Annotated in this window: 27 protein-coding genes and 1 tRNA gene; 26 read left to right on the forward strand and 2 right to left on the reverse strand. The window is 64.5% G+C overall.

Annotation, left to right across the window (positions count from 1 at the left end; all coding sequences use genetic code 11):
- The first annotated feature begins 82 nt into the window (after nucleotides 1-82).
- The 20 genes from phnE (at nucleotide 83) to HS968_RS09620 (ending at nucleotide 16529) form a co-directional block, all read left to right on the forward strand.
- Nucleotides 83-874 (forward strand): phosphonate ABC transporter, permease protein PhnE, encoded by a 792-nt coding sequence (phnE, locus tag HS968_RS09525; RefSeq protein WP_169969771.1) that lies wholly within the window; start codon nucleotides 83-85, stop codon nucleotides 872-874.
- Between the two features lie 20 nt (nucleotides 875-894).
- Nucleotides 895-1617 (forward strand): phosphonate metabolism transcriptional regulator PhnF, encoded by a 723-nt coding sequence (gene phnF, locus HS968_RS09530; protein WP_119693900.1) that lies wholly within the window; start codon nucleotides 895-897, stop codon nucleotides 1615-1617.
- A gap of 11 nt (nucleotides 1618-1628) precedes the next feature.
- Nucleotides 1629-2078, forward strand: coding sequence for a phosphonate C-P lyase system protein PhnG (phnG, locus tag HS968_RS09535; RefSeq protein ID WP_119693901.1), 450 nt, complete (start codon nucleotides 1629-1631; stop codon nucleotides 2076-2078).
- Nucleotides 2078-2689: a phosphonate C-P lyase system protein PhnH gene (gene phnH, locus HS968_RS09540; protein WP_119693902.1), complete on the forward strand. Its 612-nt coding sequence runs from the start codon at nucleotides 2078-2080 to the stop codon at nucleotides 2687-2689. Before phnG ends, phnH begins: the two co-directional genes overlap by 1 nt.
- The gene (locus tag HS968_RS09545; protein WP_119693903.1) at nucleotides 2689-3765 is read left to right on the forward strand and encodes a carbon-phosphorus lyase complex subunit PhnI; all 1077 of its coding nucleotides are present in this window, start codon (nucleotides 2689-2691) and stop codon (nucleotides 3763-3765) included. The genes phnH and HS968_RS09545 overlap by 1 nt, the downstream gene beginning before the upstream one ends.
- A complete protein-coding gene (locus tag HS968_RS09550; RefSeq protein WP_119693904.1) occupies nucleotides 3765-4634 on the forward strand; it encodes an alpha-D-ribose 1-methylphosphonate 5-phosphate C-P-lyase PhnJ in 870 nt (289 codons plus the stop codon). The genes HS968_RS09545 and HS968_RS09550 overlap by 1 nt, the downstream gene beginning before the upstream one ends.
- A complete protein-coding gene (gene phnK / locus HS968_RS09555) occupies nucleotides 4631-5440 on the forward strand; it encodes a phosphonate C-P lyase system protein PhnK (protein ID WP_119693905.1) in 810 nt (269 codons plus the stop codon). The genes HS968_RS09550 and phnK overlap by 4 nt, the downstream gene beginning before the upstream one ends.
- A gap of 181 nt (nucleotides 5441-5621) precedes the next feature.
- Nucleotides 5622-6338 (forward strand): phosphonate C-P lyase system protein PhnL, encoded by a 717-nt coding sequence (gene phnL / locus HS968_RS09560; protein ID WP_119693906.1) that lies wholly within the window; start codon nucleotides 5622-5624, stop codon nucleotides 6336-6338.
- Nucleotides 6328-7473 (forward strand): alpha-D-ribose 1-methylphosphonate 5-triphosphate diphosphatase, encoded by a 1146-nt coding sequence (locus HS968_RS09565; protein WP_119693907.1) that lies wholly within the window; start codon nucleotides 6328-6330, stop codon nucleotides 7471-7473. Before phnL ends, HS968_RS09565 begins: the two co-directional genes overlap by 11 nt.
- Nucleotides 7473-8039 (forward strand): phosphonate metabolism protein/1,5-bisphosphokinase (PRPP-forming) PhnN, encoded by a 567-nt coding sequence (gene phnN, locus HS968_RS09570; protein ID WP_119693908.1) that lies wholly within the window; start codon nucleotides 7473-7475, stop codon nucleotides 8037-8039. The genes HS968_RS09565 and phnN overlap by 1 nt, the downstream gene beginning before the upstream one ends.
- Nucleotides 8030-8779 carry a phosphonate metabolism protein PhnP gene (gene phnP / locus HS968_RS09575; protein WP_179624554.1) on the forward strand — a complete coding sequence of 250 codons (750 nt, stop codon included), beginning with the start codon at nucleotides 8030-8032 and terminating at the stop codon, nucleotides 8777-8779. Before phnN ends, phnP begins: the two co-directional genes overlap by 10 nt.
- Nucleotides 8780-8862: 83 nt before the next feature.
- Nucleotides 8863-10071 (forward strand): MFS transporter, encoded by a 1209-nt coding sequence (locus tag HS968_RS09580; RefSeq protein ID WP_119693910.1) that lies wholly within the window; start codon nucleotides 8863-8865, stop codon nucleotides 10069-10071.
- A 348-nt stretch (nucleotides 10072-10419) separates the two neighbouring features.
- Entirely contained in the window at nucleotides 10420-11622 is a 1203-nt protein-coding gene (locus tag HS968_RS09585) for a PepSY-associated TM helix domain-containing protein (protein ID WP_119693911.1), read from the forward strand.
- On the forward strand, nucleotides 11619-12158 hold the full coding sequence (locus HS968_RS09590) for a thiamine pyrophosphate-binding protein (protein WP_119693912.1): 540 nt from the start codon (nucleotides 11619-11621) through the stop codon (nucleotides 12156-12158). The genes HS968_RS09585 and HS968_RS09590 overlap by 4 nt, the downstream gene beginning before the upstream one ends.
- On the forward strand, nucleotides 12155-12475 hold the full coding sequence (locus HS968_RS09595; protein ID WP_119693913.1) for a hypothetical protein: 321 nt from the start codon (nucleotides 12155-12157) through the stop codon (nucleotides 12473-12475). Before HS968_RS09590 ends, HS968_RS09595 begins: the two co-directional genes overlap by 4 nt.
- Nucleotides 12472-13038: a DUF6162 family protein gene (locus HS968_RS09600; protein WP_119693914.1), complete on the forward strand. Its 567-nt coding sequence runs from the start codon at nucleotides 12472-12474 to the stop codon at nucleotides 13036-13038. Before HS968_RS09595 ends, HS968_RS09600 begins: the two co-directional genes overlap by 4 nt.
- A 14-nt stretch (nucleotides 13039-13052) precedes the next feature.
- Nucleotides 13053-13991: a metal ABC transporter substrate-binding protein gene (locus tag HS968_RS09605; protein WP_119693915.1), complete on the forward strand. Its 939-nt coding sequence runs from the start codon at nucleotides 13053-13055 to the stop codon at nucleotides 13989-13991.
- Nucleotides 13988-14746, forward strand: coding sequence for a metal ABC transporter ATP-binding protein (locus tag HS968_RS09610; RefSeq protein WP_119693916.1), 759 nt, complete (start codon nucleotides 13988-13990; stop codon nucleotides 14744-14746). Before HS968_RS09605 ends, HS968_RS09610 begins: the two co-directional genes overlap by 4 nt.
- Nucleotides 14743-15648, forward strand: a complete 906-nt coding sequence (locus HS968_RS09615) for a metal ABC transporter permease (protein ID WP_119693917.1) — start codon at nucleotides 14743-14745, stop codon at nucleotides 15646-15648. Before HS968_RS09610 ends, HS968_RS09615 begins: the two co-directional genes overlap by 4 nt.
- Entirely contained in the window at nucleotides 15645-16529 is an 885-nt protein-coding gene (locus tag HS968_RS09620; protein ID WP_119693918.1) for a metal ABC transporter substrate-binding protein, read from the forward strand. The genes HS968_RS09615 and HS968_RS09620 overlap by 4 nt, the downstream gene beginning before the upstream one ends.
- 53 nt (nucleotides 16530-16582) lie before the next feature.
- Here HS968_RS09620 and HS968_RS09625 read toward each other — a convergent pair whose 3' ends face one another.
- Entirely contained in the window at nucleotides 16583-17050 is a 468-nt protein-coding gene (locus tag HS968_RS09625; RefSeq protein ID WP_013714912.1) for an Lrp/AsnC family transcriptional regulator, read from the reverse strand.
- 198 nt (nucleotides 17051-17248) lie between these two features.
- Between HS968_RS09625 and HS968_RS09630 the strand changes: the two genes are divergently transcribed.
- The 3 genes from HS968_RS09630 to HS968_RS09640 all read left to right on the forward strand — a co-directional run bounded on the left by HS968_RS09630 (nucleotide 17249) and on the right by HS968_RS09640 (nucleotide 22053).
- Nucleotides 17249-20716 (forward strand): indolepyruvate ferredoxin oxidoreductase family protein, encoded by a 3468-nt coding sequence (locus tag HS968_RS09630; RefSeq protein WP_182371095.1) that lies wholly within the window; start codon nucleotides 17249-17251, stop codon nucleotides 20714-20716.
- A 73-nt stretch (nucleotides 20717-20789) separates the two neighbouring features.
- On the forward strand, nucleotides 20790-21902 hold the full coding sequence (locus HS968_RS09635) for a Leu/Phe/Val dehydrogenase (RefSeq protein ID WP_182371096.1): 1113 nt from the start codon (nucleotides 20790-20792) through the stop codon (nucleotides 21900-21902).
- 76 nt (nucleotides 21903-21978) lie between these two features.
- Nucleotides 21979-22053, forward strand: a tRNA-Arg gene (locus tag HS968_RS09640).
- 59 nt (nucleotides 22054-22112) lie between these two features.
- Here HS968_RS09640 and HS968_RS09645 read toward each other — a convergent pair.
- Complete coding sequence (locus tag HS968_RS09645; protein WP_179624557.1) at nucleotides 22113-22649, reverse strand: RNA polymerase factor sigma-70; 537 nt, start codon at nucleotides 22647-22649, stop codon at nucleotides 22113-22115.
- Nucleotides 22650-22967: 318 nt separating this feature from the next.
- Between HS968_RS09645 and HS968_RS09650 the strand changes: the two genes are divergently transcribed.
- Genes HS968_RS09650 through HS968_RS09660 form a run of 3 tightly spaced genes read left to right on the forward strand, consistent with a single transcriptional unit; the run spans nucleotide 22968 to nucleotide 24904 of the window.
- Nucleotides 22968-23186 carry an MbtH family protein gene (locus HS968_RS09650; protein ID WP_182371097.1) on the forward strand — a complete coding sequence of 73 codons (219 nt, stop codon included), beginning with the start codon at nucleotides 22968-22970 and terminating at the stop codon, nucleotides 23184-23186.
- Between the two features lie 2 nt (nucleotides 23187-23188).
- On the forward strand, nucleotides 23189-23920 hold the full coding sequence (locus HS968_RS09655) for a thioesterase II family protein (protein WP_182371098.1): 732 nt from the start codon (nucleotides 23189-23191) through the stop codon (nucleotides 23918-23920).
- 12 nt (nucleotides 23921-23932) lie between these two features.
- Nucleotides 23933-24904 carry a TauD/TfdA family dioxygenase gene (locus HS968_RS09660; protein ID WP_182371099.1) on the forward strand — a complete coding sequence of 324 codons (972 nt, stop codon included), beginning with the start codon at nucleotides 23933-23935 and terminating at the stop codon, nucleotides 24902-24904.
- Nucleotides 24905-24948: the final 44 nt, after the last annotated feature.

A 24948-nucleotide genomic window follows, 5' to 3' on the forward strand; every position in this document is an offset into this window, starting at 1 on the left:
GCCTCGGAGCCGCCCCGCGAAAGTGGGGCGGTTTTCGAAAAGCTCGCCGCTGAAGCGCCTCCCACTGGAACGAGAGTTACCCATGACCACACTGACCACCGCTACCCCGGTCGCCGAGGGTAAGCGCAGCTGGCTGCAACTGATCGGCTGGGGCCTGTTCTTCGCCGTGCTCGCCTGGTCCTGGCAGGGCGCGGAAATGAACCCGCTGGCGCTGGTGCGCGATGCCGGCAACATGGCCACCTTCGCTGCCGACTTCTTCCCGCCGGATTTCAGCAACTGGCAGCACTACCTCAAGGAGATGGTGACCACCGTGCAGATCGCCCTCTGGGGCACGGTGCTGGCCATCGTCTGCGCCATTCCGCTGGGCATCCTCTGCTCCGAGAACATCGTGCCCTGGTGGGTGTACCAGCCGGTACGCCGGGTGATGGATGCCTGCCGTTCGATCAACGAAATGGTTTTCGCCATGCTCTTCGTCGTTGCGGTCGGGCTCGGCCCCTTCGCCGGCGTGCTGGCACTGTTCATCAGCACCACCGGGGTGCTGGCCAAGCTCTTCGCCGAGGCGGTCGAGGCCATCGATCCGGGCCCGGTCGAAGGCGTGCGCGCCACCGGTGCCAGTGCTCTGCAGGAGGTGATCTTCGGTGTCATTCCGCAGGTGCTACCACTGTGGATTTCCTACTCGCTGTACCGCTTCGAGTCCAACGTGCGCTCGGCCACGGTGGTCGGCATGGTCGGGGCCGGCGGCATCGGCGTGATCCTCTGGGAGGCCATTCGCGGCTTCCAGTTCGCCCAGACCTGCGCGTTGCTGATCGTGATCATCCTGGTGGTGAGTGCCATCGACATTCTGTCCCAGCGCCTGCGCAAGCTCTTTATCTGAAGGAGAAGGAGGGCGCCTGTGTGCGCCCTTTTCAAACGATGAACTTGTCTAGACAAAACGAGCCGCTGTACCGCGAACTGGCCGCCGTGCTGCGCGAAGACGTGCAGCGCATGAACCCGGGTGACTACCTGCCCGGAGAGATGCAACTGGCCGCGCGCTTCTCGGTGAACCGTCACACCTTGCGCCGCGCGGTCGACGAACTGGTGCTCGAAGGTCGGCTGCTGCGCCGCCAGGGCAAGGGCACCCAAGTGCTGGCCAGGCCGCTGGTGTACCCGGTGGAGGCGGGCAGTGCCTTCAGTCAGTCGCTGTCGGCGCTCGGGCACCGCGTCGAGGCGCAGTTGCTCGAGCGCCTGCGCCGCAGCGGCAGCAACGAGGAGTGTCGCCATCTGCAATTGCCCGACGGCAGCGAGCTGGTCGAACTGGCCACCCTGCGCCTGCTCGACGGCCAGCCGCTGAGTCTGATCCGTCACCGTTTCTGCGCCAGTCTGGCACCGCTGCTGGCCGACTATCGGGGCGGTTCGCTGCGCCAGTACCTGGCTGAGCGCGACCTGCCGCTGGCGCGCACTTTCAGCCTGATCGGTGCACGCCTGCCCAGCCGCGAGGAGGCTGCGCACCTGCTGATGCCGCGTCATGCGCCGCTGCTCAGTGTGCTCACGCTGTCCCGTGATCCCGCCGGTCGTGCCGTGGAGCTGGCGCAATCCAGCAGCCGCGCTGACCGCTTCCAGTACCAGGTCGCGACCTGATGGAGACCCGCATGAACCACCAAGACCCGAATACCACCGCGCGTCAGCGCTGGATGGGCGTGCTGGCGCGCGCCGGCCAGGCGCTGGATGCCCACGAAGCGGCTTTGAAAGACAGCGCCTACCAGCTGATCCGCGCCCCCGAAGTGGGCATGACCCTGGTGCGCGGACGCATGGGCGGCACCGGCAGCGCCTTCAACCTTGGCGAGATGAGCGTGACCCGCTGCGTGGTACGCCTGGCCGATGGCCGTACCGGCTACAGCTACCTGGCCGGTCGCGACAAGCGCCGCGCCGAACTGGCGGCGCTGGCCGATGCCCACCTGCAGGGCAGCGACCAGGCGCGCTGGCTCAGCGACCTGATCGAACCCCTGGCCCGCCAGCAGCGCGAGCAGCGCCTGGCTCGGGCTGCCCAAACCGCCACCACCCAGGTGGAATTCTTCACCCTGGTCAGAGGAGAGGACTGATGACTACGCCGCACAGCTCGCACTGGCTGCAACCGGCTTTCGACGACCCGGTGCTGGACGCCCAGGTCAGCTTCCGCGCGGCCCTCGCTGCCCTGGCCGAGCCGGGTCTGCCGCGTGCGATGGATCGCGCCCATGCATTGGGTGAACTGGCACCGGCCACCTATGGCCTGTGCCTGGCCTTCCTCGACAGCGATACGCCGTTGTGGCTGGCGCCGCGCTTCGACACGCCGCTGATCCGCGCCAACCTGGCGTTCCATTGCGGCTGCCCGATCGTCGCCGAGCGCGAGATTGCCCTGTTCGCCCTGCTCGACGAGCGTGAGTTGGATGATCTGTCGGACTTCGACAACGGCAGCGAACGCTACCCGGATCAGTCGTGCACGCTGCTGATTCAACTGGCTGATCTGCACGCCGGTGTCCCTCTGCGCTGGCGCGGGCCGGGCATCAAGGACGTGCGCAGCGTCAGCCTGCCATTGACCGCGACGTTCTGGCAGCAGCGCCAGGCACGCAGCGCCTTTCCCCGTGGCCTGGATTGCTTCTTCGCTGCGGGCGACGAAGTCATCGGCCTGCCGCGCAGCACCCGGGTGCTGATCGAAACCGAGGAGGCTGCCTGATGTATGTCGCCGTCAAGGGTGGCGAGCGCGCCATCGACAACGCCCATCAACTGCTGGCCAACCGTCGTCGTGGCGATACCACCATCGCCGAACTGGACGTGCAGCAGGTGCGTCAGCAACTGTCACTGGCGGTGGCCCGCGTCATGAGCGAGGGCTCGTTGTACGACGAGGAACTGGCTGCGCTGGCCATCAAGCAGGCGGCGGGTGACCTGATGGAAGCGATCTTCCTGCTGCGCGCCTACCGCACCACGTTGCCGCGTTTCGGGGACAGCGAGCCGCTGGACACCACCCGGATGCAGCTCGACCGACGCATCTCCGCCACCTTCAAGGACTTGCCTGGGGGCCAGTTGCTCGGGCCGACCTTCGATTACACCCACCGCCTGCTGGACTTCGCCTTGCTGGCCGAGGGCGAGCATCCGGCGCCGCAAAGCACGCTCACCGATGAGCCCAAGCCCTGTCCTCGGGTGCTGGATTTTCTCGCCGAGGAAGGACTGATGGCCCGCGAGCAGGACGACGGCGCGCCGGTGCCGGACATCACCCGCGAGCCGCTGGCGTTCCCCGCCAAGCGTGCCGAGCGCCTGCAGGCACTGGCCCGTGGTGACGAGGGCTTTCTGCTGGCGCTCGGCTATTCCACCCAGCGTGGTTACGGGCGCAACCACCCGTTTGCCGGGGAAATCCGCATCGGCGCCGTGGAGGTGTGGATGACGCCCGCCGAACTGGGTTTCGCCGTGCCGTTGGGCGACATCGAAATCACCGAATGCGAGATGGTCAACCAGTTCGTCGGTGAAAGCGCCGAGCAGGCGCAGTTCACCCGCGGCTACGGCCTGGCCTTCGGTTACGCCGAGCGCAAGGCCATGGGCATGGCGCTGGTCGACCGCGCGCTGCGTGCCGGCGAGTACGGCGAAGAAGTGCAGGGCCCGGCGCAGGAGGAGGAGTTCGTGCTGATGCACTGCGACAACGTCGAGGCGGCGGGCTTCGTCTCGCACCTCAAATTGCCGCACTACGTCGACTTCCAGGCCGAACTGGAACTGATCCGCAAGCTGCGTCGCCAGGCGCCGGCAGAGGAGAACCGCTGATGAACGCTTCCATTGCAAGCGGCGCCCGCGAGGCGTCGGCCTACAACTTCGCCTACCTGGACGAGCAGACCAAGCGCATGATCCGCCGTGGTCTGCTCAAGGCCGTGGCGATCCCCGGCTATCAGGTGCCTTTCGGTGGCCGCGAGATGCCGCTGCCTTATGGTTGGGGCACCGGCGGCATGCAAGTTACCGCCGCCATCCTGGGCCGTGATGATGTGCTCAAGGTGATCGATCAGGGCGCCGACGACACCACCAATGCGGTGTCCATCCGCCGCTTTTTCGCCCGCACTGCCGGCGTCGCCACCACCGAACGTACTCGTGATGCCAGCGTGATCCAGACCCGCCACCGCATTCCGGAAACGCCGCTGGTGGCCGGGCAGATCATGGTCTATCAGGTGCCGATTCCTGAGCCGCTGCGTTTCATCGAACCGTCCGAGAGCGAGACGCGCACCATGCATGCGCTGGAAGACTACGGCGTGATGCACGTGAAACTGTACGAGGACATCGCCACCTTCGGCCATATCGCCACCGCCTATGCCTACCCGGTGACGGTGGACGAGCGCTACGTGATGGATCCGTCGCCGATTCCCAAGTTCGACAACCCCAAGCTGGATATGAGCCCGGCGCTGATGCTGTTCGGCGCCGGCCGCGAGAAGCGCCTGTACGCGGTACCGCCCTTTACTCAGGTGGTCAGTCTGGACTTCGAAGATCACCCCTTCGCCGTGCAGCAGTGGGACGAATGCTGCGCGTTCTGTGGCAGCACCGAGTCCTTCCTCGATGAGCTGATCGTCGACGACGCTGGCAGCAAGCGCTACGTCTGCTCCGACACCGACTACTGCCGTCAGCGCACCGAGGAGAACCTGCAATGAGCGCCGCCGAACGTCTGCAACCTGCCGTGGCAGCGACCGAGCCGCTGTTCTCGGCGCGTGACCTGACCCGATTGTACGGCCCGGACAAGGGCTGCCAGGGCGTGAGCTTCGACCTTTATCCCGGTGAGGTGTTGGGTATCGTCGGTGAGTCCGGGTCAGGCAAGTCCACCTTGCTCAGCATGCTTTCCGGGCGCTGCCCGCCGGATCGCGGCATGGTGCGTTATCGCGGCCGCGACGATCAGTGGCTCGACCTGTACAGCGCCAGTGAGGCCGAGCGGCGCACGCTGTTGCGTACCGAATGGGGCTTCGTCGAGCAGAACCCGCGTGACGGCCTGCGCATGGCGGTGTCGGCCGGCGCCAACATCGGCGAGCGGCTGATGGCCCAGGGCGTGCGCCACTACGGTGAGCTGCGCGCCGCCGGGCTCGACTGGCTGAGCCAGGTGGAGATCGACCCGGCACGTATCGACGACCTGCCGCGTACCTTCTCCGGCGGCATGCAGCAACGCCTGCAGATCGCCCGCAACCTGGTGTCCGCGCCACGCCTGGTGTTCATGGACGAGCCGACCGGAGGGCTGGACGTGTCGGTGCAGGCGCGCCTGCTCGACCTGCTTCGTGGCCTGGTGCGTGAGCTGGATCTGGCGGTGGTGATCGTCACCCACGACCTGGCGGTGGCGCGCCTGCTGGCCGATCGGCTGATGGTGATGCGCCGTTCGAAGGTGGTGGAGGCGGGGCTGACCGATCAGATTCTCGACGATCCGCAGCATGCGTATTCGCAGCTGTTGGTTTCGTCGGTGCTGCAGCCATGACCGAGAACTGCCCGCTTGCGCATGACGCGGGATGTAGGGCGGGTGTAACCCGCCACGGCAATGGCGGGTTACACCCGCCCTACGGCCTGCAACCGTCAACCCGTAGCCCGGATGAAATCCGGGAAGCCCGTGCCCGCCACCCCCGGATTGCATCCGGGCTACGACAGCAATCGAGGTGTATATGAACAACCTGATCGAGGTCAGCAGCCTCAGCAAGACCTTCACCCTGCACCAACAGAACGGCGTCGTCCTGCAGGTGCTGCGTGATCTGAACTTCAGTGTGCGCGGCGGCGAGTGCCTGGTGCTGCACGGCCAGTCCGGCGCCGGCAAGTCGACCCTGCTGCGCACCTTGTACGGCAACTACCTGGCCGCCAGCGGCAGCATCCGCATCCGTCATCAGGGCACTCCGGTGGAGCTGGTCGGCGCCGAGCCGCGCCAGGTGTTGGAGGTGCGGCGGCAGAGCCTGGGTTACGTCAGCCAGTTCCTGCGGGTGATCCCGCGCGTCTCGACCCTGGACGTGGTGATGGAGCCGGCGCTGTCACGCGGCTGGACGCGTAGCGACGCCGAGGCGCGGGCCAAGGCATTGCTGGCGCGGCTGAACATCCCCGAGGCGCTCTGGCAACTGGCGCCGGGTACCTTCTCCGGCGGCGAGCAACAGCGCGTCAATATCGCCCGCGGCTTCATGGTCGAGTGGCCGGTGCTGTTGCTGGATGAGCCCACTGCCTCGCTGGACGACGCCAACCGCCAGGTGGTGCTGGCGCTGATCAACGAAGCCAAGGCCGCAGGCAGCGCGCTGATCGGCATCTTCCATGATCGCACCGCCCGCGAGGCGGTGGCCGACCGTTACCTCGACATGAGCGCCGAGGCGGCGCAAGCGGAGTACGTCTATGTCGTCTGAACAGATTCTCAGCAATGCCCGCATCGTCACCGCCGAGCGCGAGTTTCTCGGGGCGGTGCTGCTGCGTGACGGCCTGATCGCCGCGGTGGACGAGGGCGCCAGTCACCTGCCGCAGGCCCAGAATCTGGGTGGCGATTACCTGCTGCCGGGGTTGGTGGAGCTGCACACCGACAACCTGGAGAAGCATATGAGCCCCAGGCCGGGAGTCGATTGGCCTTCAGCCTCGGCGGTGCTGACCCACGATGCGCAGATCGTCGCCGCCGGCATCACCACGGTATTCGATGCGCTGTCCATCGGCGATATCAACCCGCGCGGCCGGCGCATGCAGCAACTGCCGGCGATGATCGAAGCCATCGCCGCCAGCGAGGCCGCCGGGCAGACCCGCGCCGAGCATCGCCTGCACCTGCGCTGCGAGCTGTGCCATCCCGATGCCCTCACCATTTATCGCGACCTAGTGGAGCACCCGCTGGTATCGCTGGTGTCGGTGATGGATCACTCGCCCGGCCAGCGCCAGTTCGCCAAGGTGGAGAAGTACCGCGAGTACTACACGGGCAAATACCACCTCAGCCCGGCGGAGATGGAGGATTTCATTCAGGAACAGATCGCCAACTCACAGCACTACAGCGACCGCCAGCGTCGCGCCATCGTCGAGGACTGTCATGCCCGTGGTATCTCGGTGGCCAGCCATGACGACGCGACCTTGGCGCATGTGCAGGAGTCGGCCGGCTTCGGCATGGCTATCGCTGAGTTTCCCACCACCCTGGAGGCCGCCAAGGCCAGCCACGCACATGGTCTGAGCGTGCTGATGGGCGCACCGAACGTGGTGCGTGGCGGTTCGCATTCGGGCAATATCGCCGCCGCCGAACTGGCGCGCCACGGCGTGCTGGACATCCTCTCCAGCGACTACTACCCGGCGAGCCTGCTGCATGCGGCCTGGCTGCTCGCCGGGCAGGACAATGACTATGATTTACCAGCGGCCATCGCCACTGTCAGCCGCGCGCCGGCCAGGGCGGCCGGCATGGAGGATCGCGGCGAGATTCGCGTCGGGTTGCGGGCCGATCTGGTGCAGGCCAGGGCTCACGGCGAGCAGCCGGTGATCCAGCAGGTGTGGCGCCAAGCACGAAGGGTGTTCTGATGCAGGGCAGGTTGATCTATCTGATGGGGCCTTCGGGCTCGGGCAAGGACAGCCTGTTGCAAGCCGCACGTGCGCCGTTGGAGGCGCACGGCTGCCGTTTCGCCCGACGGGTGATCACCCGCAGCGCCGAATCGGTGGGGGAGGATGCGTTGGGGATGACCCCGGCCGAGTTCGAGCGCCTGGAGAGCGAGGGCGGCTTCGCCCTGAGCTGGCGCGCCAATGGCCTGGCCTATGGCATCCCGCGTGAGATCGACGACTGGCTCGCCAATGGGCAGGACGTGCTGATCAATGGTTCGCGCGGCCATCTCGAGGCTGCGCGTCAGCGCTATCCCGATCTGCTGGCGATTCTTCTGCAGGTCGATGAAGCGGTGCTGCGCCAGCGCCTGCTGGCCCGTGGCCGGGAGACGCCGGAGCAGATCGAGCAGCGCCTGGCTCGCAGCCGTCGCTTGAGCGTAACCGTGCCGGCAGCCGAAACGAACCTCATCACCCTGGACAACTCCGGCCCGCTGCAACAGACCGTGAATCGTCTGCTGCACCTGCTCGACGAGACCCGCCGATGCGCCTGACCCTGCTTGGCACCGGCGATGCCCGCCAGGTGCCGGTCTATAACTGCAGCTGCCCGGCCTGCGATGCGGCGCGGGTCTACCCGTCGCGGCGCCGTGGCCCCTGTTGCGCGCTGATCGAGTGCGGCACGCAACGCTGGCTGATCGACAGCGGTCTGAGCGACCTCACCGAGCGTTTCCCGCCGCACAGCCTCAGCGGCATCCTGCAGACCCACTACCACGCCGACCATGCCCAAGGCTTGTTGCACCTGCGCTGGGGGCAGGGCCTGGTTATTCCGGTGCATGGTCCGGATGACCCGGAAGGCTTGGCCGATCTATACAAGCACCCTGGCATCCTCGACTTCAGCCAGCCGTTCACTGCCTTCGAGCGCCGCCAACTGGGCGAACTGAACATCACCGCGCTGCCGTTGAATCATTCCAAGCCGACCTTCGGCTATTTGTTTGAAGGGCAGGGCAGGCGCATCGCCTACCTCACCGACACCATTGGCGTGCCCGAGGCCAGTTGCGTCGAACTGCAACGCGCGCCGCTGGAGTTGCTGGTGCTCGATTGCTCCAGCGCGCCGCAGGCGGTGGCACCGCGCAACCACAACGACCTGACTCGCGCGCTGCAAATCATCGAGCGCCTGCAACCGGCGCAAGCTGTGCTGACCCATATCGGCCACCGTTTCGATGCCTGGCTGCTGGAACATCCCGAAGCGTTGCCATCTGGCGTGAGCCTGGCCAGCGACGGCCTTGTGCTTTGAACTGCGTGTAACCAAAGATTTCCGATTCGTGTCGCTTTGCCGTTACAGTGCAAAGCCTTCTGACTTTTTGCCGTAAGAAAAGCATGAATGCTCGCCGCATTACCCTGTTGCTGTGCACGGCCGAAACCCTGGGTATGGCCGGTTTCGCCCTGTTCGCCGCGCTGCTGCCGCAGTTCCAGGCGCTCTGGGGGCTGAGCAATACCGAAGCCGGCTGGATCGGTGGCGGTTTCTTTCTGGGCTATATGCTGGCCGTGCCGGTTCTCACAGGCCTGACCGACCGTCATGATGCCCGGCTGATTTACCTGTGGGCCATGTTGCTGACGGCTGTGGCCAGCGCCGGTTTCGTCTTCGCTGACGGCTTCTGGTCGGCGCTCCTCTGGCGCGTGCTCGCCGGCATCGGCCTGGCGGGCACCTACATGCCGGGGCTCAAGGCCCTGTCCGAGCGCATCGACGGTGCTTCGCAGTCGCGGGCAATCGCCTTCTATACCGCCAGTTTTGGCCTGGGCACGGCGCTGTCCTTCACCTTGTCTGGTGAGCTGGCCAAGCTCGGCGGCTGGCAACTGCCGGCATTGCTCAGCGGTGCTTGCGCGCTGCTGGCCTGGGCGCTGGTGTATTGGGGCCTTGCGCCAAAACCGGTGGTCGCCCACGCGCCGCGCAATCTGCTGGATCTGGCACCGCTGAAAAGCCGTGCAGTGCTGGCGTACTGCCTGGCCTACGCGATGCACAACCTGGAACTGTTCGCCCTGCGTGCCTGGCTGGTGGCCTTCGTGGTGTTCTCCGGGCATCTGCAAGGCATCGATCCCTGGTTGTCCGGCACCTGGGTGGCGATGCTGGCGACCCTGATCGGCATGCCGTCGAGCATTCTGGGCAATGAGCTGGCGCTGCGCTTTGGGCGCCAGCGCTGGTTGATCGGCGTGATGCTCAGCTCTGCGGTACTGGCTGCCGTGGTCGGCCTGGGCGCGGCGCTGCCGTTCTGGGTGATGCTGGTGCTGATCCTGATCTACGCGGTGACCGTGACTGCCGACTCCGCGTCGCTGACCGCCGGGCTGGTCAGCGTGGCCCCGGCCAGCCATCGTGGCGCGGCGATGGCGTTGTACTCCTGCACTGGTTTTACCGGTGCCTTTCTCGGCCCGTTGCTGTTCGGCATGACCCTCGACATGCTGGGCGATCAGCAGTTGCTCGGCTGGTGGGCGGCGTTCGCCTTGATGGGCCTGCTACTGACCTTGGGTCCGCTTGCCTTGTGGTGGGCGGGCAAGGCCCGTTCTGGCTTGGGGTGCGCTCAAGCCCAGTGATTGGCGCCCAGTCCATCGCTGTGCTGAAAATGGCCTGAGCACCGTTAGTGGATACCACTGACCGAGGTGTTCACCTTGCCCGGCAATGCGCCTATCGGCTTGTGACGCCGAGAAGCGTGAGCCTGCCTGCATCCGCATTAGCCAATCAGACCCCTGTAACAGTCAGGCAGCACTAGGCCTCGCAGCCCTGTGGCATGAGCCAGTCGGCTTCGATTGGTGCTGAATAAAAATTTCTTTCATCTGCACCTGCAGGTTTTTCGCATCTCATCCGTCTTACCTAGATGAATACGCAATTTGCGCCTCATGCACCCTGCCACCGTTTGCGTGGCACCCACTCCTGGTTTGCCGATGTCCAAGAAGTCCCGTTCCAGAATCTGGTTCCTCGTCCATAGCTGGCTGGCCATGCCGGTCTGGTTTTTCCTGCTGATCATCTGCGTGACCGGTACCCTGGCCACGGTCAGCCAGGAAATCGTCTGGCTGGCCAACCCGGATGTGCGCGCCAGTAAACCCGCCGATGACGCGCAGCGCCTCAGCTATGGCCAGGTACTGGACGCCATCAACCGTGCCGAGCCGGAAACCATCGTGCAGTGGATCAGCCGGCCGCAGGAAGATCATTTCGCGCTCACTGCCCGGGTCAGTTATCCGGACGGTACTTCTCCGACTCTCTACGTCAATCCCTATACCGGGAGCATCCAGGGCGTCAGTCCGCAGTTCGATTTTCGCCAGTTCACCCGTGCCTTGCACGGATGGTGGCTGGTGCCGTTCACCAACGGGTTCAGCTGGGGCTGGTACCTGGTATCGCTGATGGGACTGCCGATGCTGGCGTCTCTGATTACTGGTCTGGTGGTCTACAAGAAGTTTTGGAGAGGTTTCTTCAAGCCAACCCTACGTTTCAACCAGGGTGCACGCATCTTCTGGGGGGATTTCCACCGACTGTCCGGCATCTGGTCGATCTGGTTCATTGCCGTCATTTCCATCACGGGTGTGTGGTTCCTGATCCAGGCGCTGCTTGCCGATAACCACATCTCCATTTCCACCGAAGGCATACCGCCCGTGGTGGCGCGCGACGAGGTGCCTCTGGTCGAGCCGGGCGCCAGTGTGCAGCGTATCGACGTCGATCAGGCCGTCGAGATAGCCGGCGCCAGCATTCCCGGATTGGAGGCCAGCTTCGTCGGCTTGCCGGGCAATGCCTACAGCCACATTTCCGTCTGGGGGCGCGGCTGGTACCCGCTGATGTTCCAGAATGCCTCGATCAACCCCTACAACGGCAATGTCGATCAAACCCGCCTGCTGTCGGATCGTTCCGCTCTGGAGTTCGTCACCGAATCGATGCGCCCTTTGCACACCGGCGACTTCGGTGGGCTGTGGCTCAAGCTGGTGTGGTTCGTCTTCGGCCTGCTGCTGAGCATGATGGTGCTCAGTGGGCTGCTGATCTGGAGCAAGCGCACCGTACAGGCCACCGCCGCTCTGGCCAAGCGCAAGCCGCGTGCGGCCCGCGAGCCTAGACCGGTGCCGATCCGCCTCGATGAAGTCACGGAGGGGCAGTCATGAGCAAGGCCGCGACCATGCCAACCACCACGTTGGGCCGTTTCTGGCACAAATGGCGGTTTCACCTGAACATCCTGCTGGTGATCATCCCGCTGGCCTTCATGCCCAAGTATTTCCACCAGGTCGCACTGTTTCGTGGCGATAGCGGCCTGGGCGAGCGGGAGGCGGGCGAGGTGCAGGTTGGCCCCTGGAGCCTGCGTCTGGCCGAGCTGTTCGAAGAGCCGCCGCGCCTGGAAGGGCCTGCCGGTTACATGAAGAGTTTCAACGCGGCGCTGTGTTCGGCTTGTATCGGCGAGGTCAAGGCCACCTACCTGCGTATCGGCAAGCCGCGCAGCCTGCGTGCCGCCGGCGCGATCTTCTTCGGCAGCCCTTATCGCATGGGCGCCAGCGTACCGATCCCGCCACGTACCAAGGCCGACGCTGAACTCTGGATCACCATGGAGGGTTGGGACGGCTCGATGCATCAGGCATCCATTCCGCTCGCCCAGGCCTCGCCCGCGACCCTCACCTGGCTCAATCGACAAGGAGGCAAGCCATGAACAACCTGTATCGACTGTCGCTGCTGATCGGCGCCAGCACCCTGTGCTCAGTGGCCATGGCCCACAACCCGATCTGTGAGTGCGAACCTCACGGCGAGGAGGAAATCCTCTGTGTCGGGGGCTTCTCCGATGGCAGCGGCGCGCCCGGCGTGACCCTCGATGTGATTGGCTACGACGAGGAAATTCTCGTGGCCGGCAAGCTCGACGGCGACTCACGCTTGAGTTTCAAGCGCCCGGACGGTGAGTTCTACGTGCTGTTCGACGCAGGCCCCGGCCATGTGGTGGAGATCGATCACGCGGATATCGAAGCCCCATGAGCGTTCAGGTGATACGCCCCGCCGGTGCGGGGCATGAAACGCTTAATGTGTTCCTGCTCGCCCTGGCCATCGTGCTGCTGGCGGGTGCAGTGGTGGTGTGGCGAGCCGAGCCCGAGCAGAGCGTCGCGATAGCCGCCGACCAGTTCGACGCGCGCCGTGACCTGAACGCCGCCGAGCAGGGTATTCACACCGATCTGCTGGTGGCCCTCGACGAGATTCATCTGTACCAGGAAGAGGAACAGGCGCTGCCCGAACCGCAGTTCCTGGCAGATGAGGGCTTCCCTCCCTTCATTGCCGATGCCAGCGCCGCCAATCGTGGTAGCCATGCCTGGCAGCTTCTGCAGACCGACGCCCATGCCGCCTACTTCGGTCGCAGTGCGGCCGAGGCAGTGGCGGGCTCCTTCCTGCTGCGCCTCGACGGTGACAACACCAGCGTCTGGCTCAACCGCGTCGCCCTGACCGAGGCTCCGAAGGATCTGCGCGACCAGACGCTGACTGATGACGGCTGGCGCCAGGTTGCCAGCCAGTTCGATGCCGGCGTTACCCGGCAACACCGCCACTGACTCTGGATTTGCTCATGTCGACCCTTCATCGCTCCCCATTGCGTCGCCGCCTGTTGGCTGCCGCCCTCATCTGTCTTGGTGCCGCAGTGCTGCCTGACCTGGTCAATGCCGCCGAGGGCAAGCGCCTGCGCATCGGCATCACCCTGCATCCCTACTACAGCTACGTCAGCAACATCGTCGGCGACAAGGCCGAGGTGGTGCCGCTGATCCCCGCCGGCTTCAATCCGCATGCCTACGAGCCGCGTGCCGAGGACATCAAGCGCATTGGTGGCCTGGATGTGGTGGTGCTCAATGGCGTGGGCCACGACGATTTCGCCGAACGCATGATCGCTGCCAGCGAGAAACCGGATGTGGCGTTGATCGAGGCCAATGCCGGCGTGCCCTTGCTCGCGGCTACCGGCCAGGCGGCGCGCGGGGCAGGCAAGGTGGTCAACCCGCACACCTTCCTGTCGATCAGCGCGTCGATCGCCCAGGTCAACACCATTGCCCGTGAACTGGGCAAGCTCGACCCGGATAACGCCAAGGCCTATCGGCAGAATGCCCGTGCCTACGGCAAACGCCTGCGCACACTGCGTGCCCAGGCGCTGGGGCAATTGAGCCAGGAACGGGGGGCCGAGTTGCGTGTGGCGACCATCCATGGTGCCTACGACTACCTGCTGCGTGAATTCGGTCTGGAAGTGACGGCGGTGGTCGAGCCTGCGCACGGTATCGAGCCGAGCCCGAGCCAGTTGAAGAAGACCATCGATCAGCTCAAGGAACTGGACGTGCAGGTGATCTTCTCGGAGATGGATTTCCCCTCGACCTACGTCGAGACCATTCAGCGTGAGTCCGGTGTGCACCTGTATCCGCTCACGCATATTTCCTACGGCGAGTACACCCCGCGCAAGTACGAGGAGGAGATGACCCGTAACCTCGATACCGTGGTGCGGGCGATCCAGGAGAACGGCGCATGACCGCCGTCGAAGCCTTGCCCGTCGCGGCTGTCAGCGGTCCCTCCATCGACTTCGCCGGCGTCAGTCTCGAACTCGGCCGCACGCGTATCCTTGAGCGAATCTCCTTTCAGGTGCGTGCCGGTAGCGTGCATGCGCTGGTCGGCCCCAACGGCGGCGGAAAGAGTTCGCTGATCAAGACCCTGCTCGGGCAGATGCCACACCGTGGTGAGCTGAGCCTGGACTGGCCGGATGCGCCAGGCGTCATCGGCTACGTGCCTCAGGCCTTGGAATTCGATCGCGGTCTGCCGATGACGGTGGACGATTTCATGGCCGCCATGTGCCAGGTACGGCCGGCCTTTCTTGGCCTGTCACGGCGCCATGCCCCGGCCATCGAAGAGGCGTTGGCACGTGTGGGCATGCTGGACAAGCGCAAGCGGCGTATGGGCACATTGTCCGGTGGCGAGCGCCAGCGCGTGTTGCTGGCCCAGGGTTTGGTGCCGGCAGCGCAACTGCTGATTCTCGATGAGCCCATGGCCGCCCTGGATGAGCCCGGCATGCAGGTGTTCGAACGCTTGCTGAACGACTGGCGTCGGTCGGGTGTGACCGTGCTCTGGGTGGAACACGACCTGCAAGCGGTCGGGCGTCTGGCCGATCGCGTCACGGGCCTGAATCGCCGCGTGCTGTTCGACGACGCGCCGCAGGTAGCGCTGCAGCCGGAGAGGTTGCTGCAACTGTTCTCCAGTCAGCCGCAGGCTGGCGGGGAGGGCGGCGTATGAGCGCGTTCTTCGAGCAACTGCGCCTGCTGATTCAGGGCTGGGCCGGTGCCGGTTATCTGCCTGAGGCGTTGGCCTACGGTTTCGTGGTCAATGCCCTGTTCGCTGGCTTGCTGATCGGCCCGGTGCTTGGCGGCCTCGGTACCCTGGTGGTGGTCAAGCGATTCGCCTTCTTCTCCGAGGCGGTCGGCCACGCGGCACTGACGGGGGTCGCTATCGGCATCCTGCTCGGTGAGCCCTATACGGGCCCCTACGGCAGCTTGTTCGGTTACTGCCTGCTGTTCGGTCTGCTGCTCAACTACCTGCGCAACCGCACGGGATTGTCGCCGGACACCCTGATCGGCGTATTCCTTTCCGTGTCGCTGGCAGTGGGTGCCAGCCTGCTGCTGGTGCTGGCCGGGCGTATCAATATCCATATCCTGGAGAACGTACTGTTCGGCTCGGTGCTGACGGTCAACGCCCAGGATCTCGCGGTGCTGACCCTGGTCTCGCTATTGGTGATGGCCCTGACCATTCCGATGTACAACCGCTTCATGCTGGCCAGCTTCAACCCGCAACTGGCCAGCGTGCGGGGTGTGGCGGTCAAACCGCTGGACTACCTGTTCGTCATGCTGGTGGCGCTGGTCACCGTGGCGGCGGTGAAGGTCATCGGCGCCATCCTGGTCGGTGCGCTGCTGGTGATCCCGGCTGCCGCCGCGCGGCTGCTCAGTCAGTCGTTGAAAGGCTTCTTCTGGCTGTCGGTACTGATCGCCACCTTCTGTACGCTGATCGGCATCTTCCTGCCCATCGCCCTGGAGCTGCCGGTGCCGTCCGGCGCTTCGATCATCATCATGGCTGGCATCGTCTTCGCTGGCGCCGCTATCGCCCGCAGCTTGCTGCCGAGTCTCAAAGGGAATCTGGGATGAACAAAGTATTCGTCAATCTCGCTGCTGCCATTGGTGCGTTGCTCGTTGCCTCGATGACGGTGGCGGCTGAGCCCGTGCGGGTGCTCGCCAGCCTGCCGATCACCCATGGTCTCGGTTCCATTCTCCTGCAAGGTACGCAGGCGCAGCTCGTGCGAGCGGCGCCTGCCAATCTGCCGGCCAGCCGCCAGGTGTCGTTCTTCACGGGAAGAGGGGCTGGTGCTCTGGAAAAGGCCGCGCGTGATGCCGATGCGGTGATCGCACTGCGTTCATTGTGGCCGGACGATCCGCTTTATCCATTGGCACGCCGCAGCAACATTCGCATCGTCGAGGTGGATGGTGCACGCCCCGTGGATGGTGCGCTGCCCGGCATCGCATTGCGCCCGGACGGTGGCAATGCCCTGGCTGAGCAACCCTGGCTGAGCATCAACAACCTCGGCCGGATGGCTGATGTCATCGCTGCCGATCTGGTGCGCCTGAGCCCCAATGATGCCGAGCTGATCGCGAGCAATCTGGCGGCGATCAAGCAACGCCTGCTGACGCTGAGCGCAGCCAGCGAAAACCGTCTGGCTGAACTGGACAACCTCGCTGTCGCCAGCCTGTCGCCTGATTTTGCTTACCTGACCAGCAGCCTCAATCTGGATGTGGTGGAGTTGCCGGCCTTGGCCGGTGGCGGGAAGGCCTCGCTCGAGCAGCTCCAGAGGACGCTGGAGGACAATGAGGTGCGCCTGGTGCTGAGCGATCGCAAGGCGGACGAGGTTCTGGCCAGCGCCATCGAGGCGGCCGGTGCACGGTTGCTAGTGATCGACGGGCAGTTCGACGATCCGGTGACGGCTCTGGCGGGCGTCATCGAGCAGGTGATCGAAGGGCTCTCTCAGGAATAGGGCGGACGCCTCAGAACCACGCGGCGCCGCGCAGGTGCCGCGTGTAAACCCATTCAATCCAGCGGCAGCTCCGTGGTGCGTTTGACCTCGCTCATGGCGATATGCGAGTGCGCCTCGTGCACGTGCGGGCGCTGCAGCAGATGGTCACGCAGGAAGCGCTCGTAATCGGCAATGTCCTTGGCCACCACCTTGAGCAGGTAATCCGAGCCGCCGGCCATGCTGTAACACTCCAGCACCTGCGGGTAGCCGACCACGGCTTGCTCGAACTCATCCAGATTGCCGCGACCATGGGCCGACAGCTTGATGTCGACGAACACCGTGATGCCGAAGCCCAGGCGCTTGTGGTTGAGCAGGGCGACCTTGCGCTCGATCAGTCCCTCTTCCTGCATACGGTTGATTCGCCGCCAGCAGGGGGATTGCGACAGCTCGACCTTTTCCGCCACCTCGGCGGCAGAGAGATCGGCGTTGTGTTGCAGCAGGCGAAGAATCCGACGATCAATGGGGCTGAGCTTGTCCTGCATGATTGTTTCCAATTTATTGTGATTGTTGGAAGGATCATGCGAAGTATCGCCTTCGCTACTCGAAAATAGAAAGAAAAAAGCGGAACCCTCCAGTCATGCTTTAGGCAAATCCGTCGCAGTGATCCTGCGGCAGGACTCAACGGAGCGTGTCTACCGTCGCGCTCCCTGTGCTCGCCATAAAAATAAAAGGAGCGCTCCATGTCACTGGCCGAAATCCGCCTGGATGACAAATACCGCCTCGCTACCGGTCACCTCTACCTGACCGGCACTCAGGCGCTCACCCGCCTGCCCATGCTGCAGAAGCAGCGTGACGCCGCCTTCGGACTCAATACCGCCTGCTTCATCTCCGGCTATCGCGGCTCGCCCCTGGGCGGCCTGGACAAGAGCCTGTGGGATGCGCGCGAGTACCTGAAGGAAAACCACATCCACTTCCAGCCCGGCGTCAACGAGGAGTTGGGCGCGACGGCGGTGTGGGGCAGCCAGCAGGCCAACCTGTTCCCTGGCGCCCGCTACGACGGCGTGTTCGCCATGTGGTACGGCAAGGGGCCGGGCGTCGACCGCAGCGGTGACGTGTTCAAGCATGGCAACTCGGCCGGTGTTTCCAAACATGGTGGCGTGCTGGTGCTGGCCGGTGATGATCACGGCTGCAAGTCCTCGACCATCGCCCACCAGAGTGAACACGCCTTTATCGCGGCGTCGATGCCGGTGCTCAACCCGGCCAACATTCAGGAAGTGCTGGACTACGGCATCATCGGCTGGGAACTGTCGCGTTACAGCGGTTGCTGGGTGGCGCTGAAGACCATCGCCGAGAACGTCGACTCCTCGGCCGTGGTGGATGTCGACCCGCTGCGCATCCAGATCAAGATCCCCGAGGATTTCCAACTGCCCGAAGACGGCGTGCACATCCGCTGGCCCGATCCGCCCCTGGCTCAGGAAAAACGCCTCAACGTCTACAAGATCTACGCCGCGCGCGCCTTCGCCCTGGCCAACAACCTCAACCAGGTCAAGCTCGATTCGCCCAACCCGCGCCTCGGCATCATCACCACCGGCAAATCCTACCTTGATGTGCGCCAGGCATTGGATGACCTCGGTCTGGACGAGGCGCTGTGCGCCCAGGTTGGCCTGCGCGTGCTCAAGGTCGGCATGAGCTGGCCACTGGAGCCGGTTTCGGTGCATCAGTTCGCCGAGGGCCTGGACGAAATCCTGGTGGTGGAAGAGAAACGCAGCATCATCGAAGACCAGTTGACCGGCCAGCTCTATAACTGGCCTGTAGGCAAGCGCCCGCGGGTGGTCGGCGAGTTCGATGAGCAGGGCAATTCGCTGCTGCCCAACCTCGGCGAGCTGACCCCGGCGATGATCGCTCGGGTGATCGCCAAGCGCCTGGCGCCGATCTACAGCAGCCCGACCATCGAGGAGCGCCTTGCCTTCCTCGATGCCAAGGAGAAGGCCCTGGCCGCGCCCAAGCACAAAACTGCGCGCACCCCGCATTTCTGCTCCGGTTGCCCGCACAACAGCTCGACCAAGGTGCCGGAAGGCAGTCGCGCCCTCGGTGGCATCGGTTGCCACTACATGACCCAGTGGATGGATCGCAGCACCGACACTTTCACCCAGATGGGCGGCGAGGGCGCCACCTGGATCGGCCAGGCACCATTCACCGATACGCCGCACGTGTTCCAGAACCTCGGTGACGGTACCTACTTCCACTCCGGCCACCTGGCCCTGCGTGCCGCCGTGGCCTCCGGGGTCAACATCACCTACAAGATCCTCTACAACGACGCGGTGGCCATGACTGGCGGCCAACCCATCGACGGCGAGCTGCGTATCGACCAGCTCAGCCAGCAGGTGCATGCCGAGGGCGTCAAACGCATCGCCCTGGTCAGCGACGAGCCGGACAAGTACCCGACCCGCGCCACCTTCGCGCCAGGCGTCACCTTCCACCACCGACGCGAACTGGACGCCGTGCAGCGTGAGCTGCGCGAGGTCAAGGGTTGCTCGGTGATCCTCTACGACCAGACCTGCGCCACCGAGAAGCGCCGTCGGCGCAAGCGCGGCAAGATGGTCGATCCCGCCAAGCGCGCCTTCATCAACCCGGCAGTGTGCGAAGGCTGTGGCGACTGCAGCGTGAAATCCAACTGCCTGTCGGTGCTGCCGCTGGAGACCGAACTGGGGCGCAAGCGCGAGATCGACCAGAGCGCCTGCAACAAGGACTTCAGCTGCCTGGAAGGCTTCTGCCCGAGCTTCGTTACCGTGCATGGCGGCAGCCTGCGCAAGCCCGAGGCCGTTGGCCTGAGCGCGCTGTTCATCGCCTTGCCGGAGCCCAAGCAACCGGCCCTTAGCCGGCCCTGGAACATCCTCCTGCCCGGCGTCGGTGGCAGCGGCGTGACCACCGTCGGTGCGCTGCTGGGCATGGCCGCGCATATCGAAGGCAAGGGCTGCACCGTGCTCGACCAGGCTGGCCTGGCGCAGAAATTCGGCCCGGTGATCACCCACATTCGCATCGCCGCGCGGCAGAGCGACATCTACGCGGTGCGCATCGCCGCCGGGGAAACCGACCTGCTGCTGGGCTGCGACCTGGTGGTGTCGTCCAGTGAAGAGGCGCTGGCCAAGCTCAACGACAAGATCGCCCATGCGGTGATCAACAGTCATGAGGCGGCCACTGCCGAGTTCACCCGCAACCCGGACGCCCAAGTGCCTGGCGCGGCAATGCGCGAAGCGCTCAGCGAGGCGGTGGGCGAGGGCAAGACCCGCTTCGTCGACGCTACCCGTCTGGCCACTCGCTTGCTCGGCGACAGCATCGCCACCAACCTGTTCATGCTCGGTTACGCCTATCAGCAGGGGCTGGTGCCGGTGTCGGCTGAGGCGATCAACAAGGCTATCGAGCTCAACGGCGTGGCCGTTCAGCTCAACCAGCAGGCCTTCCTCTGGGGCCGCCGGGCCGCGCATGACCTGGCCGCAGTGGAGAAGGTCGCTGCACCCAAGGTCGTCGAGGCGCCGCATTGCAGCACGCTGGAGGAGATCATCGCCGACCGCGTGCAGCGCCTGACCACCTACCAGAACGCCGCCTATGCCGAGCGCTACCGTGAGCTGGTCGAGCGTGTGCGCAAGGCCGATACCTCTGCCGAGCAGAGCCTGAGCAAGGCTGTGGCGCGCTACTACTTCAAGCTGCTGGCTTACAAGGACGAGTACGAAGTGGCGCGGCTGTACAGCGATGCCACCTTCCGCAAGCAGCTCGAAGCACAGTTCGAAGGCGACTACCAGTTGCAGTTCCATCTGGCGCCGAGCTGGTTGAGCAAGCCCGATGCGGTCACTGGCCAGCCACGCAAGCGCAGCTTCGGCCCCTGGATGCTCAAGGCGTTCGGCGTACTGGCGCGCTTCAAGTTCCTGCGTGGCAGCGTGCTCGATCCGTTCGGCCACAGTGCCGAGCGTCGCCTGGAGCGCGAACTGATCGAGGAGTACGAAGCCAACGTGGCCTACCTGCTCGCCGAGCTCAACGCCGGTAACTACCGCACGGCAGTGGCGCTGGCCGAAATTCCGGAGCAGATCCGCGGCTACGGTCACGTCAAGGAAGCGGCGCTGGCCAAGGCGCGCGAGCAGGCGAGTCAGCTCAAGGCGCGTCTGACTGTCAGCGAGATCGCAGCGGTGCAGTTGTTCGAACCGGCTGCCTGAGCTTCAACCCCATCCCCTTTGCCACCCTCTCCCGTGCGGGGGAGGGGCGGCTTTTTATATCCGAGGTAACCCGATGTCCGTTTTCAATCACGTCGACTTCGATCAGCACGAACAGGTGGTCTACGGCCACGACAAGGCCAGCGGCCTGAAAGCCATCATCGCCATTCACGACAGCACCCTTGGCCCTGCACTGGGCGGCTGCCGCATGTGGAACTACGCCACGGACGAGGAGGCACTGCGCGACGTGCTGCGTCTGTCGCGCGGCATGACCTACAAATCGGCGCTGGCCCGCTTACCGCTCGGTGGCGGCAAGGCGGTGATCATGGGTGATCCACATACTGGCAAGAGCGAAGCGTTGTTCCAGGCCATGGGTGATTTCGTCGACAGCCTGGGTGGGCGCTATGTCACCGCGGCCGACTCGGGTACTGGCGTGGCCGAGATGCGCATCATGGCCGAGCGCACTCGCCACGTGGCCGGCGCCGGGCAGCGCGAGGCTTTCGGTGGCGGCAGCCGTGACGGTGATCCGTCGCCTTCGACTGCCTACGGTGTGTTCATCGGCATCCAGGCGGCTGTGGCGCATCGCCTGGGGCGGCAGAACCTGTCCGGCATGCGCGTGGCCATCCAGGGTGTCGGTCAGGTCGGCTTCGGTCTGGCCAAACTGCTCAAGGAGGCCGGTGCGCAACTGTGGGTGACGGACATCGTCGAGGCCAACGTGCAGCGCGCCGTCAGCCAGCTGGGCGCTACAGCGGTTGGCCAGCGCGAGATCTACCGCCTCGATGTGGACGTATTCGCGCCGTGCGCACTGGGCGCCATCATCAACCTGCAGACGCTGGAAGCCCTGCGCGCGCCGATCATCGCCGGTGCGGCCAACAACCAGCTGGCCGACGCCAGCCTGGCCGAGCTGCTGCGTCGCCGTGAGTGCCTGTATGCACCGGACTACGCGATCAATGCCGGCGGCATCATCGATGTCTGCTACGAGCGCACCGGTGGCAGCGCCGAGCAGCTCAAGGCGCATATCGAAGGTATCGGCCCGACCCTGACGGAGATCTTCCAGCGTGCCGAGCGCGAGGGTGAGACCACCACCGCGATTGCCGACCGCATGGCGCTGGAGCGTTTACGCGGCGGCCTGCAACCCGTGCGTGCTGCCGCTAGCGCCAAGGTGGTTTCCCTGGGTTGGCAGCGCTAGGTACGGAGCGGTGCGCGACATGACAAATGCGCGCGCCGCCGCTAAGATGCGGCCCGGCCGTTGCCAATACGGCCGTGTCCCCTTAGTTCAACGGATAGAATAAGCCCCTCCTAAGGGCTAGATGCTGGTTCGATTCCAGCAGGGGACGCCATCTCTTCTAGACCCTTGGGCCAGTTCCCAGTGGCGCGTCGCAGATGTTCCCTTCTCGTTTCAGTGCGCCTTGCTCTCCATGCGCTTGAGCGCTTGCCGGCAGTGCAGCAGTGCGTCGCGCACCATGAAGTTCACCAGGGTTGGTGAAACCCCCAGCTCCTTGGCGATATCGTTCTGCGTACGCCCGTGCAATTTGTACATCTCGAAGGCATAGCGAGTGCGTTCGGGCATTTGCGCCAAGGCCGAGGAGAGCATTTCCAAGGTCTCTCGACTCTCGTGGCTGGTCTCTGGTGAGGCGCCAGGGGCAGCGATATACAGGCCTTCTTCCTCGCTGCCGGCATAGCGTTTCTCCAGAGCCTGACGACGATAGAGGTCGATCGCCAGGTTGCGCACCACGCGTAGCAGGTAGCTGCTTTGCGACTGGATGCTTGGCACCATGCTCGCGGCGCTGAGCTTGATATAGGCGTCGTGCACCACATCTTCGGCGTGGCTGCGGCAACCGAGGATGCGCGCCGCCGCGTTGATGAAGGTCTGCCTGCGGGTGACGAACAGGTCGTGCAGGGCCAGATGCTGCTGAGTGGGGAGCGTCTTGGGCATGAGATGTTTCCTATGCGGCCAGAGCGTGATGGGCGTCCACATGGGTTAGATCTGGCGCGAATCCATTGCGCGGGTCTTTTAGCCCTGCCTGGCGGTTCCTGCGCCGGTATCGAGGCGGCCAAATCTAATGGAGTTGATAATTATTATCAACTGTTACGCAGCCTCTGACTCAATCCGCGATCAAAGCGTTCAGTCGGATGAGAATATCCTCTCAAACGGCACTTATGATAATTAATCTCATGAGTTAATCCTAACTATTCGCTTCTCTCCTTCGTCTTCATCGGAAAGCCGCCCAACCCGGGCGAGAAGGAGGCAGAGATGGCATTTGATCGCGACGACGCGACATTCAAGGTTCTCGTCAATCACGAGCTGCAGTATTCCCTGTGGCCAGACGGCAAGGCTGTGCCCGCTGGCTGGCGTGAGACGCAGCAGCGTGGCAGCAAGGCGGAGTGTCTGGCCTATGTTGAGCGGGAGTGGGTCGACATGCGTCCACTGAGCTTGCGTCAGGCGATGAGCGGCCAGGCTGCGGAGCAGTGATGATGCCCGGCCGCTTGCACCTGTACTGCCTGCCATATTCCGGTGCCAGCGCAATGGCTTATGCGCGTTGGCGTCGTTCCCTGCCGGCATGGGTCGAGGTGTTGCCGCTGGAGTTGCCTGGGCGGGGTCGACGCTTCAATGAACCGTTGCAGACCGATATGCAGGCACTGGCCAATCAGCTCGCGGCCGAGTTGAGCGAGTCGCTCAGGCAGCCTTACGCGCTGTTTGGCCACAGTCTCGGTGGCCTGCTGGCTTTCGAGTTGGCCCATGCGCTGCGCCAGCTCGGCATGCCAGCTCCGCAGGCGCTGTTCGCCTCGGCAGCACCGGCGCCGTCGCGCCGCGAGACCCACCTCGAACTGGCGCAAGAGCAGAGCGATGAGCAGTTGTTGCTGCGTCTGCGATCTCTGGGTGGTACGCCCGCAGCCGTATTTGACGATGCGGAGATGCTCAGTCTGACCCTGCCGGTGCTGCGCGCCGATTTTCTCCTGTGTGGCCGTTACCGCTACTACCGACGTGCGCTGCTCGGTTGCCCGATCCATGTGCTGGGCGGCAAGGCCGATCGGGTGTCGGTGGATGCGCTGGCAGCCTGGCAGGACGAAACCGCCGATGACTTCTCGCTGGAGATGTTCGAGGGCGACCATTTTTTCATCAACGCCTGCGAACAGCAGTTGCTCGAGTACATGCTCGGCAAGCTGCGTGACAGTGGGCGCGATCTCCAGGCCATCGAGGCCTGAGAGGAGCATGTGATGACTTTCTTCTCCATCAAGCCTTTGCCTGAGTCGCGCGGTGGTTTACCGCTGCTGGTGCAGGCTGACGACGGAATCGACCTGCTGGCGAGCCAGCAGGAGCTGCGCGAGCTGATCGATCAACACCTCGAACGCTGTGGTGGGGTGCTGTTGCGCGGTTTCGACGTGGGTGAAGCCGAGCGCTTTCGTGCGTTCGCTGCCGCATTCGGCGACCCGCTGTTGAACTACGAATTCGGTTCCACGCCACGCAGTAACGTGACCGCTGGCGTCTACACCTCCACCGAGTATCCGCCGCACCAGCATATTCCGCTGCACAATGAGCAGGCCTATACCCGCGAGTGGCCGATGCGTATCTGGTTCTACTGCGTGCAGGCTGCGCAGAGTGGCGGGGAGACGCCGATTGCCGACAGCCGGGTGATCTACCGCCAGGTCGGCGAGGCGATCCGCCGTCGTTTCAGCGAGCGTGGGCTGATGTATGTGCGCAACTTCGGCAACGGCCTGGACGTTGCCTGGGAGCAGGTGTTCAACAGCAGCGACCGTGCGGTGGTAGAGGCCTACTGCCGGGCTCACCAGATCGATTGCGAGTGGAAGGACGACGGCGAACTGCGCACTCGCCAGCGCTGTCAGGCAGTTGCCCGTCATCCACGCACCGGCGACTGGGTGTGGTTCAACCAGGCGCATCTGTTCCACGTCTCCAACCTGCCCGCCGAGGTGCGCGAAAGCCTGCTGGAAATCGTCGATGAGGACGATCTGCCGCGCAATGTCTATTACGGCGACGGTAGCCCGATCGAGGAGTCCCTGCTCGACGACATACGCGGCGTGCTGGCCGAAGCCACGGTCAGCTTTCCCTGGTGCAGTGGCGACGTGCTGATGCTCGACAACATGCTGACTGCCCATGCTCGCGCGCCTTTCAGTGGCCCGCGCAAGGTCATCGTTGCCATGGCGCAAGGCCATGGCCTGGATCTGCTCTGAGCCCCCGAATATTCCATTTCACACGGCGGGTGCAGTGCACCCAT

The organism is Pseudomonas berkeleyensis (assembly GCF_014109765.1).
In the GTDB taxonomy this organism is placed as follows: Bacteria; Pseudomonadota; Gammaproteobacteria; order Pseudomonadales; family Pseudomonadaceae; genus Aquipseudomonas; species Aquipseudomonas berkeleyensis.

Coding starts and splice junctions, on each gene's coding strand:
- HS968_RS09580 (WP_119693910.1), top strand. CDS start 8,863: ATGAATGCTCGCCGCATTACCCTGTTGCTGTGCACGGCCGAAACCCTG.
- HS968_RS09605 (WP_119693915.1), top strand. CDS start 13,053: ATGTCGACCCTTCATCGCTCCCCATTGCGTCGCCGCCTGTTGGCTGCC.
- phnH (WP_119693902.1), top strand. CDS start 2,078: ATGACTACGCCGCACAGCTCGCACTGGCTGCAACCGGCTTTCGACGAC.
- HS968_RS09545 (WP_119693903.1), top strand. CDS start 2,689: ATGTATGTCGCCGTCAAGGGTGGCGAGCGCGCCATCGACAACGCCCAT.
- HS968_RS09650 (WP_182371097.1), top strand. CDS start 22,968: ATGGCATTTGATCGCGACGACGCGACATTCAAGGTTCTCGTCAATCAC.
- phnL (WP_119693906.1), top strand. CDS start 5,622: ATGAACAACCTGATCGAGGTCAGCAGCCTCAGCAAGACCTTCACCCTG.
- phnN (WP_119693908.1), top strand. CDS start 7,473: ATGCAGGGCAGGTTGATCTATCTGATGGGGCCTTCGGGCTCGGGCAAG.
- phnK (WP_119693905.1), top strand. CDS start 4,631: ATGAGCGCCGCCGAACGTCTGCAACCTGCCGTGGCAGCGACCGAGCCG.
- HS968_RS09660 (WP_182371099.1), top strand. CDS start 23,933: ATGACTTTCTTCTCCATCAAGCCTTTGCCTGAGTCGCGCGGTGGTTTA.
- HS968_RS09620 (WP_119693918.1), top strand. CDS start 15,645: ATGAACAAAGTATTCGTCAATCTCGCTGCTGCCATTGGTGCGTTGCTC.
- HS968_RS09565 (WP_119693907.1), top strand. CDS start 6,328: ATGTCGTCTGAACAGATTCTCAGCAATGCCCGCATCGTCACCGCCGAG.
- HS968_RS09600 (WP_119693914.1), top strand. CDS start 12,472: ATGAGCGTTCAGGTGATACGCCCCGCCGGTGCGGGGCATGAAACGCTT.
- HS968_RS09635 (WP_182371096.1), top strand. CDS start 20,790: ATGTCCGTTTTCAATCACGTCGACTTCGATCAGCACGAACAGGTGGTC.
- HS968_RS09610 (WP_119693916.1), top strand. CDS start 13,988: ATGACCGCCGTCGAAGCCTTGCCCGTCGCGGCTGTCAGCGGTCCCTCC.
- HS968_RS09585 (WP_119693911.1), top strand. CDS start 10,420: ATGTCCAAGAAGTCCCGTTCCAGAATCTGGTTCCTCGTCCATAGCTGG.
- HS968_RS09590 (WP_119693912.1), top strand. CDS start 11,619: ATGAGCAAGGCCGCGACCATGCCAACCACCACGTTGGGCCGTTTCTGG.
- HS968_RS09595 (WP_119693913.1), top strand. CDS start 12,155: ATGAACAACCTGTATCGACTGTCGCTGCTGATCGGCGCCAGCACCCTG.
- HS968_RS09615 (WP_119693917.1), top strand. CDS start 14,743: ATGAGCGCGTTCTTCGAGCAACTGCGCCTGCTGATTCAGGGCTGGGCC.
- HS968_RS09655 (WP_182371098.1), top strand. CDS start 23,189: ATGCCCGGCCGCTTGCACCTGTACTGCCTGCCATATTCCGGTGCCAGC.
- HS968_RS09550 (WP_119693904.1), top strand. CDS start 3,765: ATGAACGCTTCCATTGCAAGCGGCGCCCGCGAGGCGTCGGCCTACAAC.
- phnG (WP_119693901.1), top strand. CDS start 1,629: ATGAACCACCAAGACCCGAATACCACCGCGCGTCAGCGCTGGATGGGC.
- HS968_RS09625 (WP_013714912.1), bottom strand. CDS start 17,050: ATGCAGGACAAGCTCAGCCCCATTGATCGTCGGATTCTTCGCCTGCTG.
- phnE (WP_169969771.1), top strand. CDS start 83: ATGACCACACTGACCACCGCTACCCCGGTCGCCGAGGGTAAGCGCAGC.
- phnP (WP_179624554.1), top strand. CDS start 8,030: ATGCGCCTGACCCTGCTTGGCACCGGCGATGCCCGCCAGGTGCCGGTC.
- HS968_RS09645 (WP_179624557.1), bottom strand. CDS start 22,649: ATGCCCAAGACGCTCCCCACTCAGCAGCATCTGGCCCTGCACGACCTG.
- HS968_RS09630 (WP_182371095.1), top strand. CDS start 17,249: ATGTCACTGGCCGAAATCCGCCTGGATGACAAATACCGCCTCGCTACC.